Consider the following 14,764-nt stretch of genomic DNA (forward strand, 5'->3'; position numbering starts at 1 on the left):
ACCCATCCGCATGACGACCAACGCCGCCGACTGCGCATCGACGCAAACCCCGGATGACATCGACATCCCCGCGCTGCGCGAAAAATACCGCCAGGAGCGCGAAAAGCGGCTGCGCGCGGAAGGTTCCAAGCAGTACATCGAGCTCGAAGACGACTTCGCCGGCTACTACGAAACCGACCCCTACACGCCGGTCACGCCCCGCGATCCGATCTGCGAGGACATCGACGTCGCGGTGTTGGGCGGCGGATTCGGCGGTTTGCTGTCGGCCGCCCATCTGAAGAAGGCCGGCGTCGACGACGTTCGCATCATCGAGCTCGGCGGCGACTTCGGCGGCGTCTGGTACTGGAACCGCTACCCGGGCATCCAGTGCGACAACGAATCCTACTGCTACATCCCCATGCTCGAAGAGCTCGACTTCATGCCCTCGAAGAAGTTCGCCGACGGCGCCGAGATCTACGAGCACTGCCGGCGCATCGGAAAGCACTTCGGCCTCTACGATTCCGCGATTTTCTCGACCCAGGTGCGCACGCTGCGCTGGGATGTGGAGCTCAAGCGCTGGCGGATCGGCACCAACCGTGACGACGACATCCGCGCGCGGTTCGTCGTGATGGCGTCCGGCCCGTTTCACCGGCCCAAGCTGCCCGGTATCCCCGGGATCAAGGACTTCACCGGGCATAGCTTCCATTCGTCGCGCTGGGACTACGGGTATACCGGCGGCGACACCACCGGTGGACTGGACAAGCTGGCCGACAAACGCGTCGCCGTCATCGGCACCGGCGCAACCGCGATTCAGATCGTGCCGTTCCTGGGCCGTCATGCCCAACAGCTGTACGTATTTCAGCGCACCCCCTCGTCGGTGGACGTGCGCAACAATGCGCCGACTGATCCCGAATGGGTGAAGTCTTTGCAGCCGGGCTGGCAAAAGGAACGCCAACGCAACTTCCATTCCTGGACATTCGAGGGGATGGCGCTGGGACAGCCCGATCTGGTCTGCGACTTTTGGACCGAGCTCGGTCGCAATACTGCGGCCCGGGTGCTGGCATTGGAAGATCCGGCGTTGATGACTCCGGAGCAGTTCATGGCGATCCGGGAGGAAGAAGACTACAAGGTCATGGAGCGGCTGCGCCGCCGCATCGACAGCATCGTCGAGGACCCGCAGACCGCCGAAGCGCTCAAGCCCTACTACCGGTTCCTGTGCAAGCGCCCGCTTTCCAACGACGAGTACCTGTCGACGTTCAACCGGCCCAATGTGACGCTGGTCGACGTGTCGTCGTCCAAAGGCGTGGAACGGATCACCCAGAACGGGCTGGTAGCCAATGGCGTTGAGTACGAAGTCGATTGCATCATCTACGCCAGCGGCTTCGAGATCACGACCGAGCTCAGCCGGCGCTATTCGATCGATGCGATCGAGGGCCGCGACGGGCTGTCGCTGTTCGACTACTGGGCCGACGGATACAAGACCCTGCACGGGATGACCAGCGCGGGCTTCCCCAACCAGTTCTTCACCGGCTTCACCCAGGTGGGCATCTCCGCCAACATCGCCGCCAATTACGAGCTACAGGGCGAGCACATCGCCTACCTCATCGCCGAAACTCTGGACCGCGGCGCCACGACGGTAGAGCCGAGCCCCGAAGCCCAGGACGACTGGGGCAAGACGATCCGCGAGACCGCCATCGACAATTCGGCGTTCGACGCCCAATGCACGCCCGGCTATTACAACAATGAAGGCGGGGGCGGGGGAGAAGGTATTCGCTCCCACCTCGGCGAGCCCTATGGACCAGGCTTCTACGCCTTCGGTGACCTGTTGGCGCAATGGCGCGGCAAGGGTGATCTGGACGGCCTCGTGCTGGGAACATGAATGGCTGAACTGAGATTCGACGATCGAGTAGCCGTCGTCACCGGCGCCGGCCGCGGATTGGGCCGCGCGTACGCCCTGCTGTTGGCGAGCAGGGGCGCCAAGGTCGTCGTCAACGACACCGGCAGTAGCTTGACCGGCGACGGCGTTGATCCTGGCCCCGCCGATGCGGTGATGAACGAAATCCGGGCGGCCGGCGGCGAAGCCGTGGCCTGCACCGAATCAGTGGCCACCGCCACCGGCGGCCAAGCCATCGTTAACGCGGCGCTGGATCACTATGGCGGTATCGACATTCTGATCCACAACGCGGGCACCGTTCGTCGCGCATCACTAGCCGAGATGACCTACCAGGACTTCGAGGCCGTGCTGGATGTCCACTTACGGGGCGCCTTTCATGTCGTGCGGCCCGCCTTTCCGCTCATGCGCGACGCGCACTACGGGCGCATCGTGTTGACGTCGTCGATCGGCGGGTTGTACGGCAACCACGGCGTGGCCAATTACGCCGTCGCCAAGGCCGGCATCATCGGCCTCTCCAACGTCGTCGCGCTCGAAGGCACTGCCGACAACGTGATCTGCAACGTCATCGTCCCCTCAGCGGTCACCAGAATGGCTGAGGGCCTGGATATTTCGTCCTACCCACCGATGGACCCCGAGTTGGTGGCACCAGTGGTGGGCTGGCTGGCGCACGAAGCGTGCTCGATCAGCGGGGAGATGCTGATCGCCATCGCGGGCCGGGTAGCCAAGGCCGTAATCGGCGAGAGTCCAGGGGTATACCGGCCGTCGTGGTCGATCGAGGACGTCGGCGAGCAGATGGGCGCCATCGGCGAGGCGGCCGCGTCGGTGACCTTTCCGGTCGTTCCGGACGGCCATGTCGATCACATTCGCTACAGCTTCGCGATGACCCGTCAGGCTCAAGGAGCGCATCATGGCTAGCGCCAACAATCGAACCGGTCCGCTGGCCGGGGTGCGAGTGGTCGACCTGACCGCGATGGTGATGGGACCGTATTGCACTCAGATCATGGCCGACATGGGTGCCGACGTGATCAAAGTCGAGCCACCAGAAGGGGATAACACCCGCTACATCTCGGTCGGACCCGAACCGTCGATGAGCGGTGTGTTCGTCAACGTGAACCGCGGAAAGCGCAGCGTCGTGCTCGACCTGCAGTCGCCGCCCGGCAAGTCGGCGCTGCGAGCGCTCACCGAGACCGCCGACGTGTTCGTTCACTCGATGCGGTCCAAAGCGATTGCCCGGCTCGGGTTCAGTTACGACGAGGTGGCCGCGATCAATCCCGGCATCGTCTACACCAACTGCTACGGGTACGGCCGCCGCGGGCCCGACCGGGATCTACCCGCTTATGACGACACCATCCAGGCGGCCTGCGGACTGCCGGCCGTCCAGGAACAGCTGACCGGTGAAGCCAGCTATGTCGGAACCATCATGGCGGACAAGGTCGCCGGACTGACGGCGCTCTACGCGACGATGATGGCGCTGTATCATCGTGAGCGCACCGGGCAAGGCCAAGAGGTCGAGATCGCCATGTTCGAGACGATGGCATCGTTCATGCTCGTCGAGCATGCCAACGGGGCCATGTTCGACCCGCCGCTGGGCCCGGCGGTCTACCCCCGCACGGTGGCGCCCAATCGCCGGCCGTACCGCACCAGCGACGGGTACATCGCGGCGCTGATCTACAACGACAAGCACTGGTCCGCGTTCATCAACGCGGTGCGACCGCCGTGGGCCGACTCCCAATTCGCCACGCTCGAGCGGCGGGCACGTCAGATCGACACCGTCTACGCGTTGGTGGCGGAAACACTTAAGGAGCGGACAACGGCCGAATGGTTGGAGCTGTTCGGCGAACTGGAGATACCGGCGGCGCCACTCAGTGCTCCGGCCGACCTGTTCGACAACCCCCACCTGACTGCGGCCGGGTTTTTCCAGACGGTGGAAACGCCGCATGGGCCGGTGCGGTTTCCCGGTGTGCCCACCTGGTTTTCGCGTACTCCGGGCCAGGTCACCGGCCCCGCCCCCCAACTCGGTGCCGACACCGCCGACGTGCTCGGCGAACTCGGCCTGGCTGCGGACGCGAAATAGCCTCCACCTCAGCGCCGACTGTGCGGTGTCATACGCGACTCGCCGCGATGGGCGTATGAATCCGCACACTCGCGCTGCCCTGAACGGGAGCTTCAGTTCACGCGTGTCACTCCCGTAACGCGCTGCCGCCCACACCTAAACTGACCGTGGTCTAGCAGGGAGGGCAGCGACGTATCGGCGGCAACGACGGCACCGACGAGGCAGGCAGTCGGCGCGCAAAAGGGGCCAGCATGGGACCGGCCGGGGAAAGCCCTGGGCCGGTTCGTTGTGCTGAGCGGCCCCGCTGGGTTGCCCCGATCCGGCGGGCCGCCCGGCTGGCGAGTACGCGGGCCAGCGATCGCGGGCGAGGCGATCAGCGCCGGCCGGGAATTCCCGCGCTGGACGGCCTGCGTGCGATAGCAGTCGCATTGGTGCTCGCCGACCATGGCGGCATTCCCGGATTGACCGGTGGATTCCTGGGCGTCGATATCTTTTTCGTGCTCAGCGGCTTTTTGATCACCTCGCTGCTGCTCGATGAACTCGGCCGGACCGGGCGGATCAGCCTGGGCGACTTTTGGATTCGGCGGGCGCGACGGCTGCTGCCCGCACTGGTGTTGATGGTGCTGACCGTGGCGGTCGCCCGGCAGCTCTTTCCACCCGAGTCAGTCACCGGGCTGCGCGACGAGGCTATCGCCGCATTCTTCTGGGCGGCGAACTGGATGTTCGTTGCGCAGCAGACCGACTATTTCACCCAGGGCGCGCCACCCTCGCCACTGCAACATGCCTGGTCTCTCGGCGTGGAGGAGCAGTACTACATCGTCTGGCCGCTGCTGCTGATTGGGGTGGCCGTGGTGTTGGCGGCGCGGGCACGCCGCCGAGGCAGGCTGGCCACCGTGGGCGGCGTTCGACTGGCCGTTGTCCTGCTCGCCACCGCCGGTGCATTGGCCTCTGCCGCCCTGGCCATCCTGCTCGCGTCGGATGCGTCACGTGACCGGGTCTATTTCGGCACCGACACTCGGGCGCAGGCGCTGCTCACCGGCGCGGCCGCGTCGGCGCTTCTGGTGGGTGATTGGTCGTCGCTGAACCGCGGCTGGTCGCTGATCCGGACCCGGTGGGGCAAGTGGGCCGCCCGACTGTTACCGGTGATCGGCCTTGCCGCGTTGGGGCTAGCCGTCCACTACGCAACCGGCAGCGCCCACGAGTTCCGCAACGGTCTGCTGGTCGCGGTGGCAGTGGCCGCCGTCCTGGTCGTCGCGCCGGTGGCATTGGATCAGCGCGGGCCCGTCGCGACCGTGCTGTCCTGGCGTCCCCTCGTCGGGCTTGGCACCATCTCCTACGGCGTTTATCTGTGGCATTGGCCGATCTTTCTGGTGCTCAACGGTGAGCGGACCGGCTGGTCCGGGCCAGGGCTGTTCGCCGTGCGGTGCGCCGCCACGGTGGCACTGTCAGTGGTGTCCTGGTGGCTGATCGAACAACCGATCCGCAACTGGCGGCCGCTGCGGGTGCCGCTGCTGCCGCTGGCCGGGGCTACCGCCACCACCGCCGCCGCGGTGACAATGCTGGTCGTTCCGGTCGGTGTCAAAGCGGGCGGGGTTTCTGAGACCGGCCTGCCGCCCGGCATTTCGTCCGTCGCAGTCGTGTCACCGTCCCCACCGGGCGGCACTCGGCCCGCGCGGGCAGTAGCGCAGCGAGACCCGCACCGGCCGTTTACCGTGTCGGTGTTCGGCGACTCGATCGGCTGGACGTTGATGCACTACCTTCCCCAGACTCCAGGCTTCGATTTCATCGACCACACCGTCATCGGCTGCAGCATGGTGCGCGGCGGCCCCTACCGGTATCTCGAACAGACCCTCGATCAAAAAAGCGAATGCGAATCGTGGCCGAGCAGATGGGCCGCTCAGATCGCCGAGGACCGGCCGGATGCCATCCTGCTGGTCGTCGGGCGCTGGGAGACAGTGGATCGGGTGAACGAGGGCCGTTGGACCCATATCGGTGACCCGGCATTCGACGCCTATATCGCCGGCGAGTTGGATCGGGCGATCGGCATCCTCAGCTCCACCGATGCGCCGCTGACGGTGGCTAACCTGCCCTACAGCCGGCAGGGTGAAAAGCGGGACGGGAGCTTGCATCCAGAGGATCAGCCTGAGCGGGTGGACCAATGGAACGCATTGCTGCGCCGCACTATTGGGCAGCGCGCCGGTGTCGGAATCCTCGACCTGAACAAGAAACTGTGCCCCGAAGGCGTCTATACCGCCAAAGTCGACGGGATCCCCGTGCGTAGCGACGGCGTGCACCTGACCGCCGAGGGAGTCGAGTGGCTGATCCCATGGCTCGAGGAATCGCTGCGGTAGGCGTATTCCGTTAAGTACGGCAGCTGATCTCCATGCTGTCGGACTCGCGGGCCAGGAAGTTGACGCTGACGTAGCCGTGGTCCGGGTCGCGCACGTAATCCAGGTACGGCTGGGTATCAGCCATGTCGGTATTGTCCGCGACGAGAAGGCTTCCCGGCGACAGCTGCGGTTCCAGCAGCTTGACCACCGGCAGGTAGAGCTCCTTCCACCCGTCGAGCAGCACGAAATCGACCGCACCGTCAAGGCTCTTCAGTGTCTCGAGCGCGTCGCCGTCCAAAACGGTGATCAGCTCGTCCAACTCGGTTTCGGCGAATGTGCGTTTGGCCGCCGCGATCTTGCTGGCGCTGAGTTCGGTCGTGATGACTCGGCCGACGCCGTTGTCACGCACCGCCGCCGCCAGGTGAATCGCCGAAATACCGAACGACATCCCGAATTCGACGACGGTCGCCGGCCGCGCCGCCCGCACCAGTGCATACAGCAGCCGCCCTGCCTCCGGTGTCACCGGAATGTAGAACTCGCTCATCGCGTCGGCGCGTTCCTGAGCGCCGGCGGACTGCCCGAAGTCGCCGCTGCGTTCCCGCAACTTGGGCAGCTGATCGCTGGCAGCTGTGTACATCCTGTCAAGGGCAGCCGCGACTCCGGGATTTTGCAGGGTAGTAGCCATGGCCACGAGCGTAGGCGACACCTTTTCCGCCCTCCGTTTGACGGGCACCGGAGTTGGTGCCACCATGGAACGGCAGCATCTCGGTAGGTGAGGCGTCTGCACGGATACAGGCCACTGACCCCGAACGTCGAGAGACGCCCCGGGTCAGGACAGCTCTTCCCGGCTTAAGGGTTGAGCCCAAGTGGCTTCCGGATCGTGATCCGGATACGCCGTGCAGTGCCGAAGCTCCGACGAGAGGGATGCGCGTCGGCGGGTTTTCCGCTGGACGTTCTTTCCTCGCTGTGCGTGCACTGAAGTGACACCCGCGTGTGTCCTGGCCGTGAGGAGGTGAGGGCGAGATGAGTCCCAGCGATAGTCCTTATCCGCATTCGATATCCGTTTCGTCCCGACCCGCTCGCGGCATTCCTGCAGCCTGAGCTTCCCCTTCACGGGTGTGCTCCTGGCCGCCGGACGGCCTGAGGGCCGGCTGGGCTACCGGCAGGAGATTGATCATGGCATTTGTTGTTACGCACCGTATTTCGCCGATGCTGCACGCTGGCCGTCGGGTGACGGCTCGGTGGCGGGCACGCCGCAACCTGACTCCGCAGGAGCGGGCGAACCTGTACGTATCGCGGATGGCTCCAGCCGTCATCACGGCCTCGCTGGGCGGACATCCGTCCCACGGCAACGCCTGCTGACACGACGAGATGCACTGACTGCGGCGGCAATTGACGCCGCCGGGTCAGCGCGTTGCCTGCACTGAGCATATTCGGTTCTGCCAGAAAGTGAGACGCCGATGACGTCATCCTCCACTGAGCTACGCCGCGACGCCGACGCCGCGGTAGCCGTCGAGACCGCGGCGCTGGATTCGGCGCATGTCGGCGACATCGTTGGCGCGTTCGGTCGGATCGCCCGCCACGACAACGGGATTCGGCGCAGTCGCTGGCAGCGGCTGCGAACGCTGATGGTCATCAGCGGGCCCGGGTTGATCGTGATGGTCGGCGACAACGATGCCGGCGGCGTCGCGACGTACGCGCAGGCCGGGCAGAACTACGGGATGGGCCTGCTGTGGACTCTGGTACTGCTGATCCCGGTGCTCTACGTGAACCAGGAGATGGTGCTGCGACTCGGCGCGGTCACCGGAGTCGGCCATGCCCGGCTGATTTTCGAACGGTTCGGCAAGTTCTGGGGCGCGTTCAGCGTCGGTGACTTGTTGTTGCTCAACGCGTTGACGATCGTCACCGAATTCATCGGTGTCGCATTGGCTCTCGGGTTTCTGGGCTGCCCGAAGGCCGTGGCGATTCCGGCCGCCGCAGTGCTGCTGTTCGCCGTGGTGGCCGGCGGCTCGTTTCGGCGGTGGGAGCGGTTGATGTTCGTGCTGATCGCCGTGAACGTGGTGATCATCCCGATGGCGCTGATGGTGCATCCCACGCTGGATGTCACGGCCCGCGGACTGGTGCCGCAGTTTCCCGGCGGCATGGACTCCACGGTGTTACTGCTGATCGTCGCGATCGTGGGCACCACGGTGGCGCCGTGGCAGCTGTTCTTCCAGCAGTCCAATGTCGTCGACAAACGCATCACGCCACGCTGGATCCATTACGGCCGGGCGGATCTGATCCTGGGCATTGTCGTGGTGATGGCCGGCGCGGTAACGCTGATGGCTGCCACCGCATTCGGCTTCGCCGGGACCAAGCACTTCGGGCACTTCACCGACGCGGGCGCGGTTGCGTCCGGTCTGTCACACCACGTCGGCGGCACGGTCGGGGTGCTGTTTGCGATCGTGTTGCTGGACGCGTCGCTGATCGGCGCCAATGCAATTGGGCTCTCCACGACTTACGCGATCGGCGACACGCTGGGCAAGCGGCACTCACTGCACTGGAAGATCTCCGAGGCGCCGCTGTTCTACGGCGGATATGCGGCCATCCTGGCGATTTCGGCTGCCGTCGCGTTCAGTCCCGACCATATCCTCGGTCTGATCACCCAGGGGGTGCAGGCGCTCGCCGGCGTCCTGCTGCCGTCGGCGACCGTGTTTCTGGTCCTGCTGTGCAATGACCGGCCGGTGCTCGGCCCGTGGGTTAACAGCGTGCGGCAGAACATCTTCGCGTGGACGACGGTGTGGTCATTGGTGCTGCTGTCGCTGGCATTGACGGCCTCGACGCTCTTCCCGGGCCTGCCCACCGCTGTGCTGAAGGCCGGGCTGCTCGTCGGCGCGGTAGCCGGGGTTTTCGGCGGCGCGGCGGTGATCGCCCTGGCCCGCCGGTTCGCCGATCGATGCGCCGCGGAATCGGTCGCATCCGCGTTCGGCGGGCTGAGCACCGACGAAGTCGAAGAACTCGACGACATCGGTGCGCTGACGCGTGCCGAAAGGAAGGCCGTCCATCGTCAGTACCGCGCCAACTGGCGCACACCGGCATTGACGACGCTGCCGCGTCCGGTCATGTCGCCGGCCAGGAGGGCGGGGTTGTTCACGCTGCGGGCCTACCTGGTAGTCGCGGCGGCGTTGGTCGTCGTCAAAATCGCTGAGGCGGGACTCGGCTGAACATCACGGGCATTGACTGTGAAGTGACGGCGAATCAGCCGCCGGAATCCCGCCAACGATTCACACTCACCGCTCGGGGCGCGGCGTTGCCACCGAACCCGATAGCGGGCAGTGCTCAGGCGACGACTTCGATCGGGTCACCGATGTGCACGGTGTCGAAATACCAGGCGGCATTGTCCGGGCTGAGGTTGATGCAGCCGTGACTGACGTTGGCGTAGCCCTGTGAATCCACCGACCACGGCGCCGAATGCACGTAGACCCCGCTCCAGGTCACGCGCACCGCGTAGGAGGCGGTGATCTTGTAGCCGTCCGGCGAATTCAAGGGAATGCCGATAGTGCGGGAATCCATCACGACGGTGCGCTCTTTCCCTAGCGCGCTGAACGAGCCGATCGGTGTCGGGCGGCTGGGTTTGCCCATCGACGCCGGCATCGTGCGCAGCACCTCGCCGTCGACGCTCACCGTGAACGTGTGCGCAGAAATCGAGGCGACGGCCAGTACTTCCGAGCCGGTCTCGAAGCCAGTCGACAGGCCATGCACGTCGACCGCCACATGGCTGTGCGACGGCCAGTAACTGTCGGGAACGAACTGCACGACGTTGTCGTCCACCCATTCGAACCGCCCGCTGGCCGGGCTTGGCGAACTGACTTTGATCGTTCGTTCCATGGCGGCGCGGTCAGTGACCGGTCCGGTGAACGTGACGACGATCGGATGAGCCACGCCCACCGTCTGGCCGTTGGCCGGCAGGATCGACGCGACGCCGACGGATGCGGTCGGCGGGGCAATCGCGGCCATACTCGGGCCAGCTGACCCTGCCACCCCCAGCGCGGCTACCGCCACCGTGACCAACACATATCGAACCGCTTTACGCACGGTCTTCACCCTCCGAGATGGTGCGATCGACCGCACCGCATTCTGTTTTCATACATCTACCCGTCCAGGGTACCCAGCAAACCCGGTACAAGGCCGACATCAGCCGTTATGCAGGTCCGACCGTCGCATGGGTCAACCGTGCGCAAGGCCAAGACGGCTTGCAGAGTTGACATCGAGCCCGTCGGAATAGTCGCTGGCGGCACGCCTTGTGTTACACCCAAGGTTATGAGCGATCCGTACACGTGCCCGAAACCGGGCTCGGCGGCGCTGGTGCTGATCGACGTACAGCGTGACACCTACGCCGACGGCGGGCAGCTGCGCGTCGACGGAACACGGGAGGCGCTCCCGGCAATGGCGCGGCTGGCTGCGGCGTTTCGCCAGCGCGGGCTTCCGATCGTTCATGTGGTCCGGCTCTATCGGCCAGACGGCTCCAACGTTGACCTTGCGCGGCGGCGATTGGTCGAACAAGGCGCTCAACTCCTGGCGCCCGGCAGCGCGGGCTCGCAGATTGCACCGGAGATGTTACCCAACGCCGTCGAGTTGGACCACCAACTGTTGCTGGGCGGCGGCCTCCAAGAGCTGGGCACCCATGAACACGTGATGTACAAACCGCGGTGGGGCGCTTTCTACCAAACCAAGCTCGAACAACATCTGCGTGACAGTAGCTGCGACACAGTGGTTTTCGCGGGCTGTAATTTTCCGAATTGCCCGAGAGCCGCCATCTACCAGGCATCCGAACGCGATTTCAGGGTCATGCTGGTGAGCGACGCAATGTCTGGGCTTTACGACCGGGCCGTCGAGGAGTGCCGTCGAATTGCCGTCGATGTTCGAGATTCGTCGGCGACGTTGGCCTGGCTCGACCGGGAGCTGCCGTGACGCTCGACAAGCTGGTCGGTGCAGCCGCCGAGGCGGTCGCCGACATTCCCGATGGCGCGAGCCTGGCCGTCGGTGGTTTCGGGTTAGCCGGTATCCCATGGTTTCTCATCGAGGCACTGCTGAGCCAGGGCGCCGCAGACCTGACGATCGTGTCCAACAATTGCGGTGTCGACGGGGCCGGCCTGGGGCTGCTGTTGGACGCACACCGGATCAGTCGGGTGATTGCGTCGTATGTGGGCGAGAACAAGGAATTCGCCCGCCAGTATTTGGCCGGCGAACTCACCGTCGAGCTCACCCCGCAGGGCACCCTCGCCGAGCGGTTGCGCGCCGGGGGCAGCGGCATCGGCGCCTTCTACACCCCCACCGGGGTCGGCACCCCGGTCGCCGACGGCGGGCTGCCGTGGCGCTATCACGCCGACGGCACCGTCGCATTGGCCTCGCCGCCGAAGGAAGTCCGCAGCTTCGGCGGCCAGCAGATGGTGCTCGAAGAGGCGATTGTCACCGATTACGCGCTCATCCGCGCCGCAGTTGCCGACAAGGCCGGCAACTGCCGGTTCCATGCGGCAGCCCGCAACTTCAACCCGCCGGTCGCGATGGCGGGCCGTATCACTGCCGTTGAGGCCGAGCGGATTGTCGAGGTCGGCGAGCTGGGTCCCGACGATGTGCACTTGCCCGGCATCTTCGTACACCGGGTTGTCGCGCTGACGCCAGAACAGGCTGCGCGCAAAGACATTGAAAAACGCACTGTCCGGCCGGCGAGACGGCAGTGAGCTGGACCCGCGACCACATGGCCGCCCGCGCCGCACGCGAGCTGCGCGACGGCGAGTACGTCAACCTCGGCATCGGTTTGCCGACGCTGGTCGCCGACCACATTCCCGACGGCGCTGGCGTCACCGTGCACGCCGAGAACGGCATCCTCGGCGTCGGCCCATTTCCCGTCGAAAATGACGTTGACCCGGATTTGATCAACGCAGGCAAACAGACCGTCTCGGTTCTTCCTGGTGCGTCGTTCTTCGATTCCGCAACCAGTTTCGCGATGATCCGCGGCGGCCACGTCGACGTCGCCGTGCTGGGCGCCATGCAGGTCGCGATGAACGGCGATCTGGCCAACTGGACAGTCCCCGGGTCAATGGTGAAGGGGATGGGTGGTGCGATGGACCTGGTCGCCGGCGCGGGTCGGGTCATCGTCCTCACCGACCACGTCACCAAAACCGGTGCCCCCAAACTGGTTTCCGCCTGTCAGCTGCCACTGACTGGGCGTGGTGTGGTCAGCCGGATCATCACAGACCTCGCCGTGCTCGACGTGTCGGGCACCGGCTTCGCGGTGGTTGAACTGGCGCCGGGTGTCGAGATCGGCGACGTCGTCGCCAAGACGGCCGCACCGGTGTTCTAGCCGGCGGCCTTCACGCGGGTAGCCCGGGTAGCCGCTGACTCCGGCATCGGTTCGTAGCGGGCGAAGGATCGGGTGAAGGAGGCAGCGCCGTGCGACAGCGAGCGCAGGTCGATGGCATAGCGGGTCAACTCGACTTGGGGCACTTCGGCTTTCACCACCGTGCGGTCGTTGCCGGCGGTATCGGTACCCAGAACGCGACCGCGTCGTCCCGACAAATCGCCCATCACCGCGCCGACGAGATCGTCGGGTACGAGCACCGAGATCTCGTCGATCGGCTCGAGCAGAGTCACTTTGGTTGCCGCGGCGGCTTCCTTAAGTCCCAGTGCACCGGCCATCTGGAACGCGAAATCCGACGAGTCGACGCTGTGCGCCTTGCCGTCAAGCAGGGTCACCCGGATGTCCACCACCGGGTAGCCGGCATGCACCCCTTTTTCCATCTGAGCGCGGATCCCCTTCTCCACGCTTGGGATGAACTGGCGCGGCACTGCGCCGCCGACCACTTTGTCGACGAACTCGAAGCCCGAGCCCTCCGGTAGAGGCTCGACCTCGACGTCGCAGACGGCATACTGGCCGTGGCCGCCAGACTGCTTGACGTGCCGCCCATGGCCTTTTGCCTTGCCCGCGAAGGTTTCCCGCAACGGCACCCGCAACTCCACGGTGTCGACCGTGACGCCGTAGCGGTTGGCCAGCCCGTCGAGCACGACGCCGGCGTGTGCCTCGCCCATGCACCACAGCACGACCTGGTGAGTCTCGGGATTCTGCTCGATGCGCAGCGTCGGATCCTCGGCGGCCAGTCGGCCCAGGCCAACCGAGAGCTTGTCCTCATCCGTCTTGGCGTGTGCCTGGATCGCGATCGGCAGCAGTGATTCGGGCATGGTCCACGGTTTGAGCACCAGCGGTTCGGCTTTGTCGGAGAGGGTGTCGCCAGTCTCTGCCCGGCTGAGCCGGCCGATCGCGCACATGTCACCGGCCAGCACGACGGATGCGGGCCGCTGCTGTTTGCCGAGCGGGAACGACAGCGTGCCGATCCGCTCATCCTCGTCGTGGTCGAGGTGGCTGTTCTCGTCACCGAAAAACGATGCAAAATGGCCCGACACGTGAACCGTCGTGTCGGGCCTGATGGTCCCGGAGAACACCCGGACCAAACTCACCCTGCCGACGTAGGGGTCCGACGTCGTCTTCACCACCTCAGCGAGCAGCGGCGCGTCGGCATCGCAGGTCAACGTGGCGTGGGCGGCGCCCTGCGGGGTAAACACCTCCGGCAGCGGGTGTTCCAGCGGCGACGGGAATCCGCGGGTGGCGATCTCGAGTAACTCCAGCGTGCCGACGCAGGTTGCGCTGCATACCGGGATCACCGGGAAGAACGAACCGCGCGCCACCGCCTTTTCCAGGTCGTCGATGAGCACCGACTCGTCGATGGCCTCCCCGCCCAGATAGCGCTCCATCAACGATTCGTCTTCGGACTCCTCGATGATTCCCTCGATCAGGGCACCCCGGTGCTCTTCGATCTGGTCGGCGTACGAGGGATCCGGCGGGTGGGTGGTCCGCTTGCTGCCCTCATACTCGTAGTGGGTCTGCGACAGCAGGCCGATAAGACCGCTGCCGGCCGGCAGATACAGCGGTAAAACCTTGTCGCCGAACGCCTCTTGAGCAGCCGACAGCGCATTTTGGTAATTGGCGCGGACATGGTCGAGCTTGGTGATGACCACCGCCCGCGGCATACCGACCTGACTGCACTCCTGCCACAGCGACTTGGTCGGTTCGTCGAGAGCCTCGTTGGCGGCGATCACGAACAACGCGCAGTCCGCGGCGCGCAGACCGGCCCGCAGCTCGCCGACGAAGTCGGCGTAGCCGGGGGTGTCGATGAGGTTGACCTTGATGCGGTCGTGTTCCAGCGAGGCCAGGGCAAGCCCCACCGAGCGCTGCTGGCGGATCTCGGCCTCGTCGTAGTCGCACACCGTGGTGCCGTCGGCGACGGTTCCGGGTCGCGCCAGCACACCGGACGCGACGAGGAGGGATTCGACGAGGGTGGTCTTGCCGCCGCCGGACGGACCGACCAGCACCACGTTACGTACGGCGGCCGGACTGTCCGCGGTGGGCGCAGATCCAGCTCCTTGGGAAGTATTCGCCTTGTCTGCCATGACGGGTTCTCCTCATACGCCGCG

At 65.5% G+C, this 14,764-nt stretch carries 12 protein-coding genes and 1 riboswitch; of the genes, 9 read left to right on the forward strand and 3 right to left on the reverse strand.

The genetic code is table 11. From position 1 onward, the window contains the following. Nucleotides 1–10 precede the first annotated feature (10 nt). The 4 genes from A5707_RS12210 to A5707_RS12225 all read left to right on the forward strand — a co-directional run bounded on the left by A5707_RS12210 (nucleotide 11) and on the right by A5707_RS12225 (nucleotide 6,277). Complete coding sequence (locus tag A5707_RS12210) at nucleotides 11–1,858, forward strand: flavin-containing monooxygenase (protein ID WP_065014728.1); 1,848 nt, start codon at nucleotides 11–13, stop codon at nucleotides 1,856–1,858. Beyond that, nucleotides 1,859–2,788: an SDR family NAD(P)-dependent oxidoreductase gene (locus A5707_RS12215; RefSeq protein ID WP_065014729.1), complete on the forward strand. Its 930-nt coding sequence runs from the start codon at nucleotides 1,859–1,861 to the stop codon at nucleotides 2,786–2,788. Further along, the gene (locus A5707_RS12220) at nucleotides 2,781–3,947 is read left to right on the forward strand and encodes a CaiB/BaiF CoA transferase family protein (RefSeq protein ID WP_065014730.1); all 1,167 of its coding nucleotides are present in this window, start codon (nucleotides 2,781–2,783) and stop codon (nucleotides 3,945–3,947) included. Before A5707_RS12215 ends, A5707_RS12220 begins: the two co-directional genes overlap by 8 nt. Before the next feature lie 296 nt (nucleotides 3,948–4,243). Beyond that, nucleotides 4,244–6,277 (forward strand): acyltransferase family protein, encoded by a 2,034-nt coding sequence (locus A5707_RS12225; RefSeq protein WP_065014833.1) that lies wholly within the window; start codon nucleotides 4,244–4,246, stop codon nucleotides 6,275–6,277. 10 nt (nucleotides 6,278–6,287) lie between these two features. Here A5707_RS12225 and A5707_RS12230 read toward each other — a convergent pair whose 3' ends face one another. Beyond that, on the reverse strand, nucleotides 6,288–6,941 hold the full coding sequence (locus A5707_RS12230; protein ID WP_065014731.1) for an O-methyltransferase: 654 nt from the start codon (nucleotides 6,939–6,941) through the stop codon (nucleotides 6,288–6,290). Between the two features lie 72 nt (nucleotides 6,942–7,013). Continuing rightward, nucleotides 7,014–7,187, forward strand: a riboswitch (M-box (ykoK) riboswitch). 245 nt (nucleotides 7,188–7,432) lie between these two features. Here A5707_RS12230 and A5707_RS23830 point away from each other — a divergent pair. Both A5707_RS23830 and A5707_RS12235 read left to right on the forward strand, forming a co-directional pair. Continuing rightward, the gene (locus A5707_RS23830) at nucleotides 7,433–7,618 is read left to right on the forward strand and encodes a hypothetical protein (protein ID WP_156657846.1); all 186 of its coding nucleotides are present in this window, start codon (nucleotides 7,433–7,435) and stop codon (nucleotides 7,616–7,618) included. Between the two features lie 98 nt (nucleotides 7,619–7,716). Continuing rightward, on the forward strand, nucleotides 7,717–9,459 hold the full coding sequence (locus A5707_RS12235; protein WP_065014732.1) for an NRAMP family divalent metal transporter: 1,743 nt from the start codon (nucleotides 7,717–7,719) through the stop codon (nucleotides 9,457–9,459). 115 nt (nucleotides 9,460–9,574) lie between these two features. Here the strand turns inward: A5707_RS12235 and A5707_RS12240 are convergent, their stop codons facing one another. Continuing rightward, entirely contained in the window at nucleotides 9,575–10,330 is a 756-nt protein-coding gene (locus tag A5707_RS12240) for a L,D-transpeptidase (RefSeq protein ID WP_065014834.1), read from the reverse strand. 225 nt (nucleotides 10,331–10,555) lie between these two features. Between A5707_RS12240 and A5707_RS12245 the strand changes: the two genes are divergently transcribed. Genes A5707_RS12245 through A5707_RS12255 form a run of 3 tightly spaced genes read left to right on the forward strand, consistent with a single transcriptional unit; the run spans nucleotide 10,556 to nucleotide 12,599 of the window. Next, nucleotides 10,556–11,206 (forward strand): cysteine hydrolase family protein, encoded by a 651-nt coding sequence (locus tag A5707_RS12245; protein WP_065014733.1) that lies wholly within the window; start codon nucleotides 10,556–10,558, stop codon nucleotides 11,204–11,206. Beyond that, nucleotides 11,203–11,976 carry a CoA transferase subunit A gene (locus A5707_RS12250; RefSeq protein WP_065014734.1) on the forward strand — a complete coding sequence of 258 codons (774 nt, stop codon included), beginning with the start codon at nucleotides 11,203–11,205 and terminating at the stop codon, nucleotides 11,974–11,976. Before A5707_RS12245 ends, A5707_RS12250 begins: the two co-directional genes overlap by 4 nt. Then, nucleotides 11,973–12,599 (forward strand): 3-oxoacid CoA-transferase subunit B, encoded by a 627-nt coding sequence (locus tag A5707_RS12255; protein ID WP_065014735.1) that lies wholly within the window; start codon nucleotides 11,973–11,975, stop codon nucleotides 12,597–12,599. The genes A5707_RS12250 and A5707_RS12255 overlap by 4 nt, the downstream gene beginning before the upstream one ends. Here A5707_RS12255 and A5707_RS12260 read toward each other — a convergent pair. Then, nucleotides 12,596–14,740 (reverse strand): elongation factor G-like protein EF-G2, encoded by a 2,145-nt coding sequence (locus A5707_RS12260; protein WP_065014736.1) that lies wholly within the window; start codon nucleotides 14,738–14,740, stop codon nucleotides 12,596–12,598. The two genes, A5707_RS12255 and A5707_RS12260, sit on opposite strands and share 4 nt — an antisense overlap. Nucleotides 14,741–14,764 lie beyond the last annotated feature (24 nt).

This window comes from Mycobacterium kyorinense, assembly GCF_001672775.1.
GTDB classification, from domain to species: Bacteria; Actinomycetota; Actinomycetes; order Mycobacteriales; family Mycobacteriaceae; genus Mycobacterium; species Mycobacterium kyorinense_A.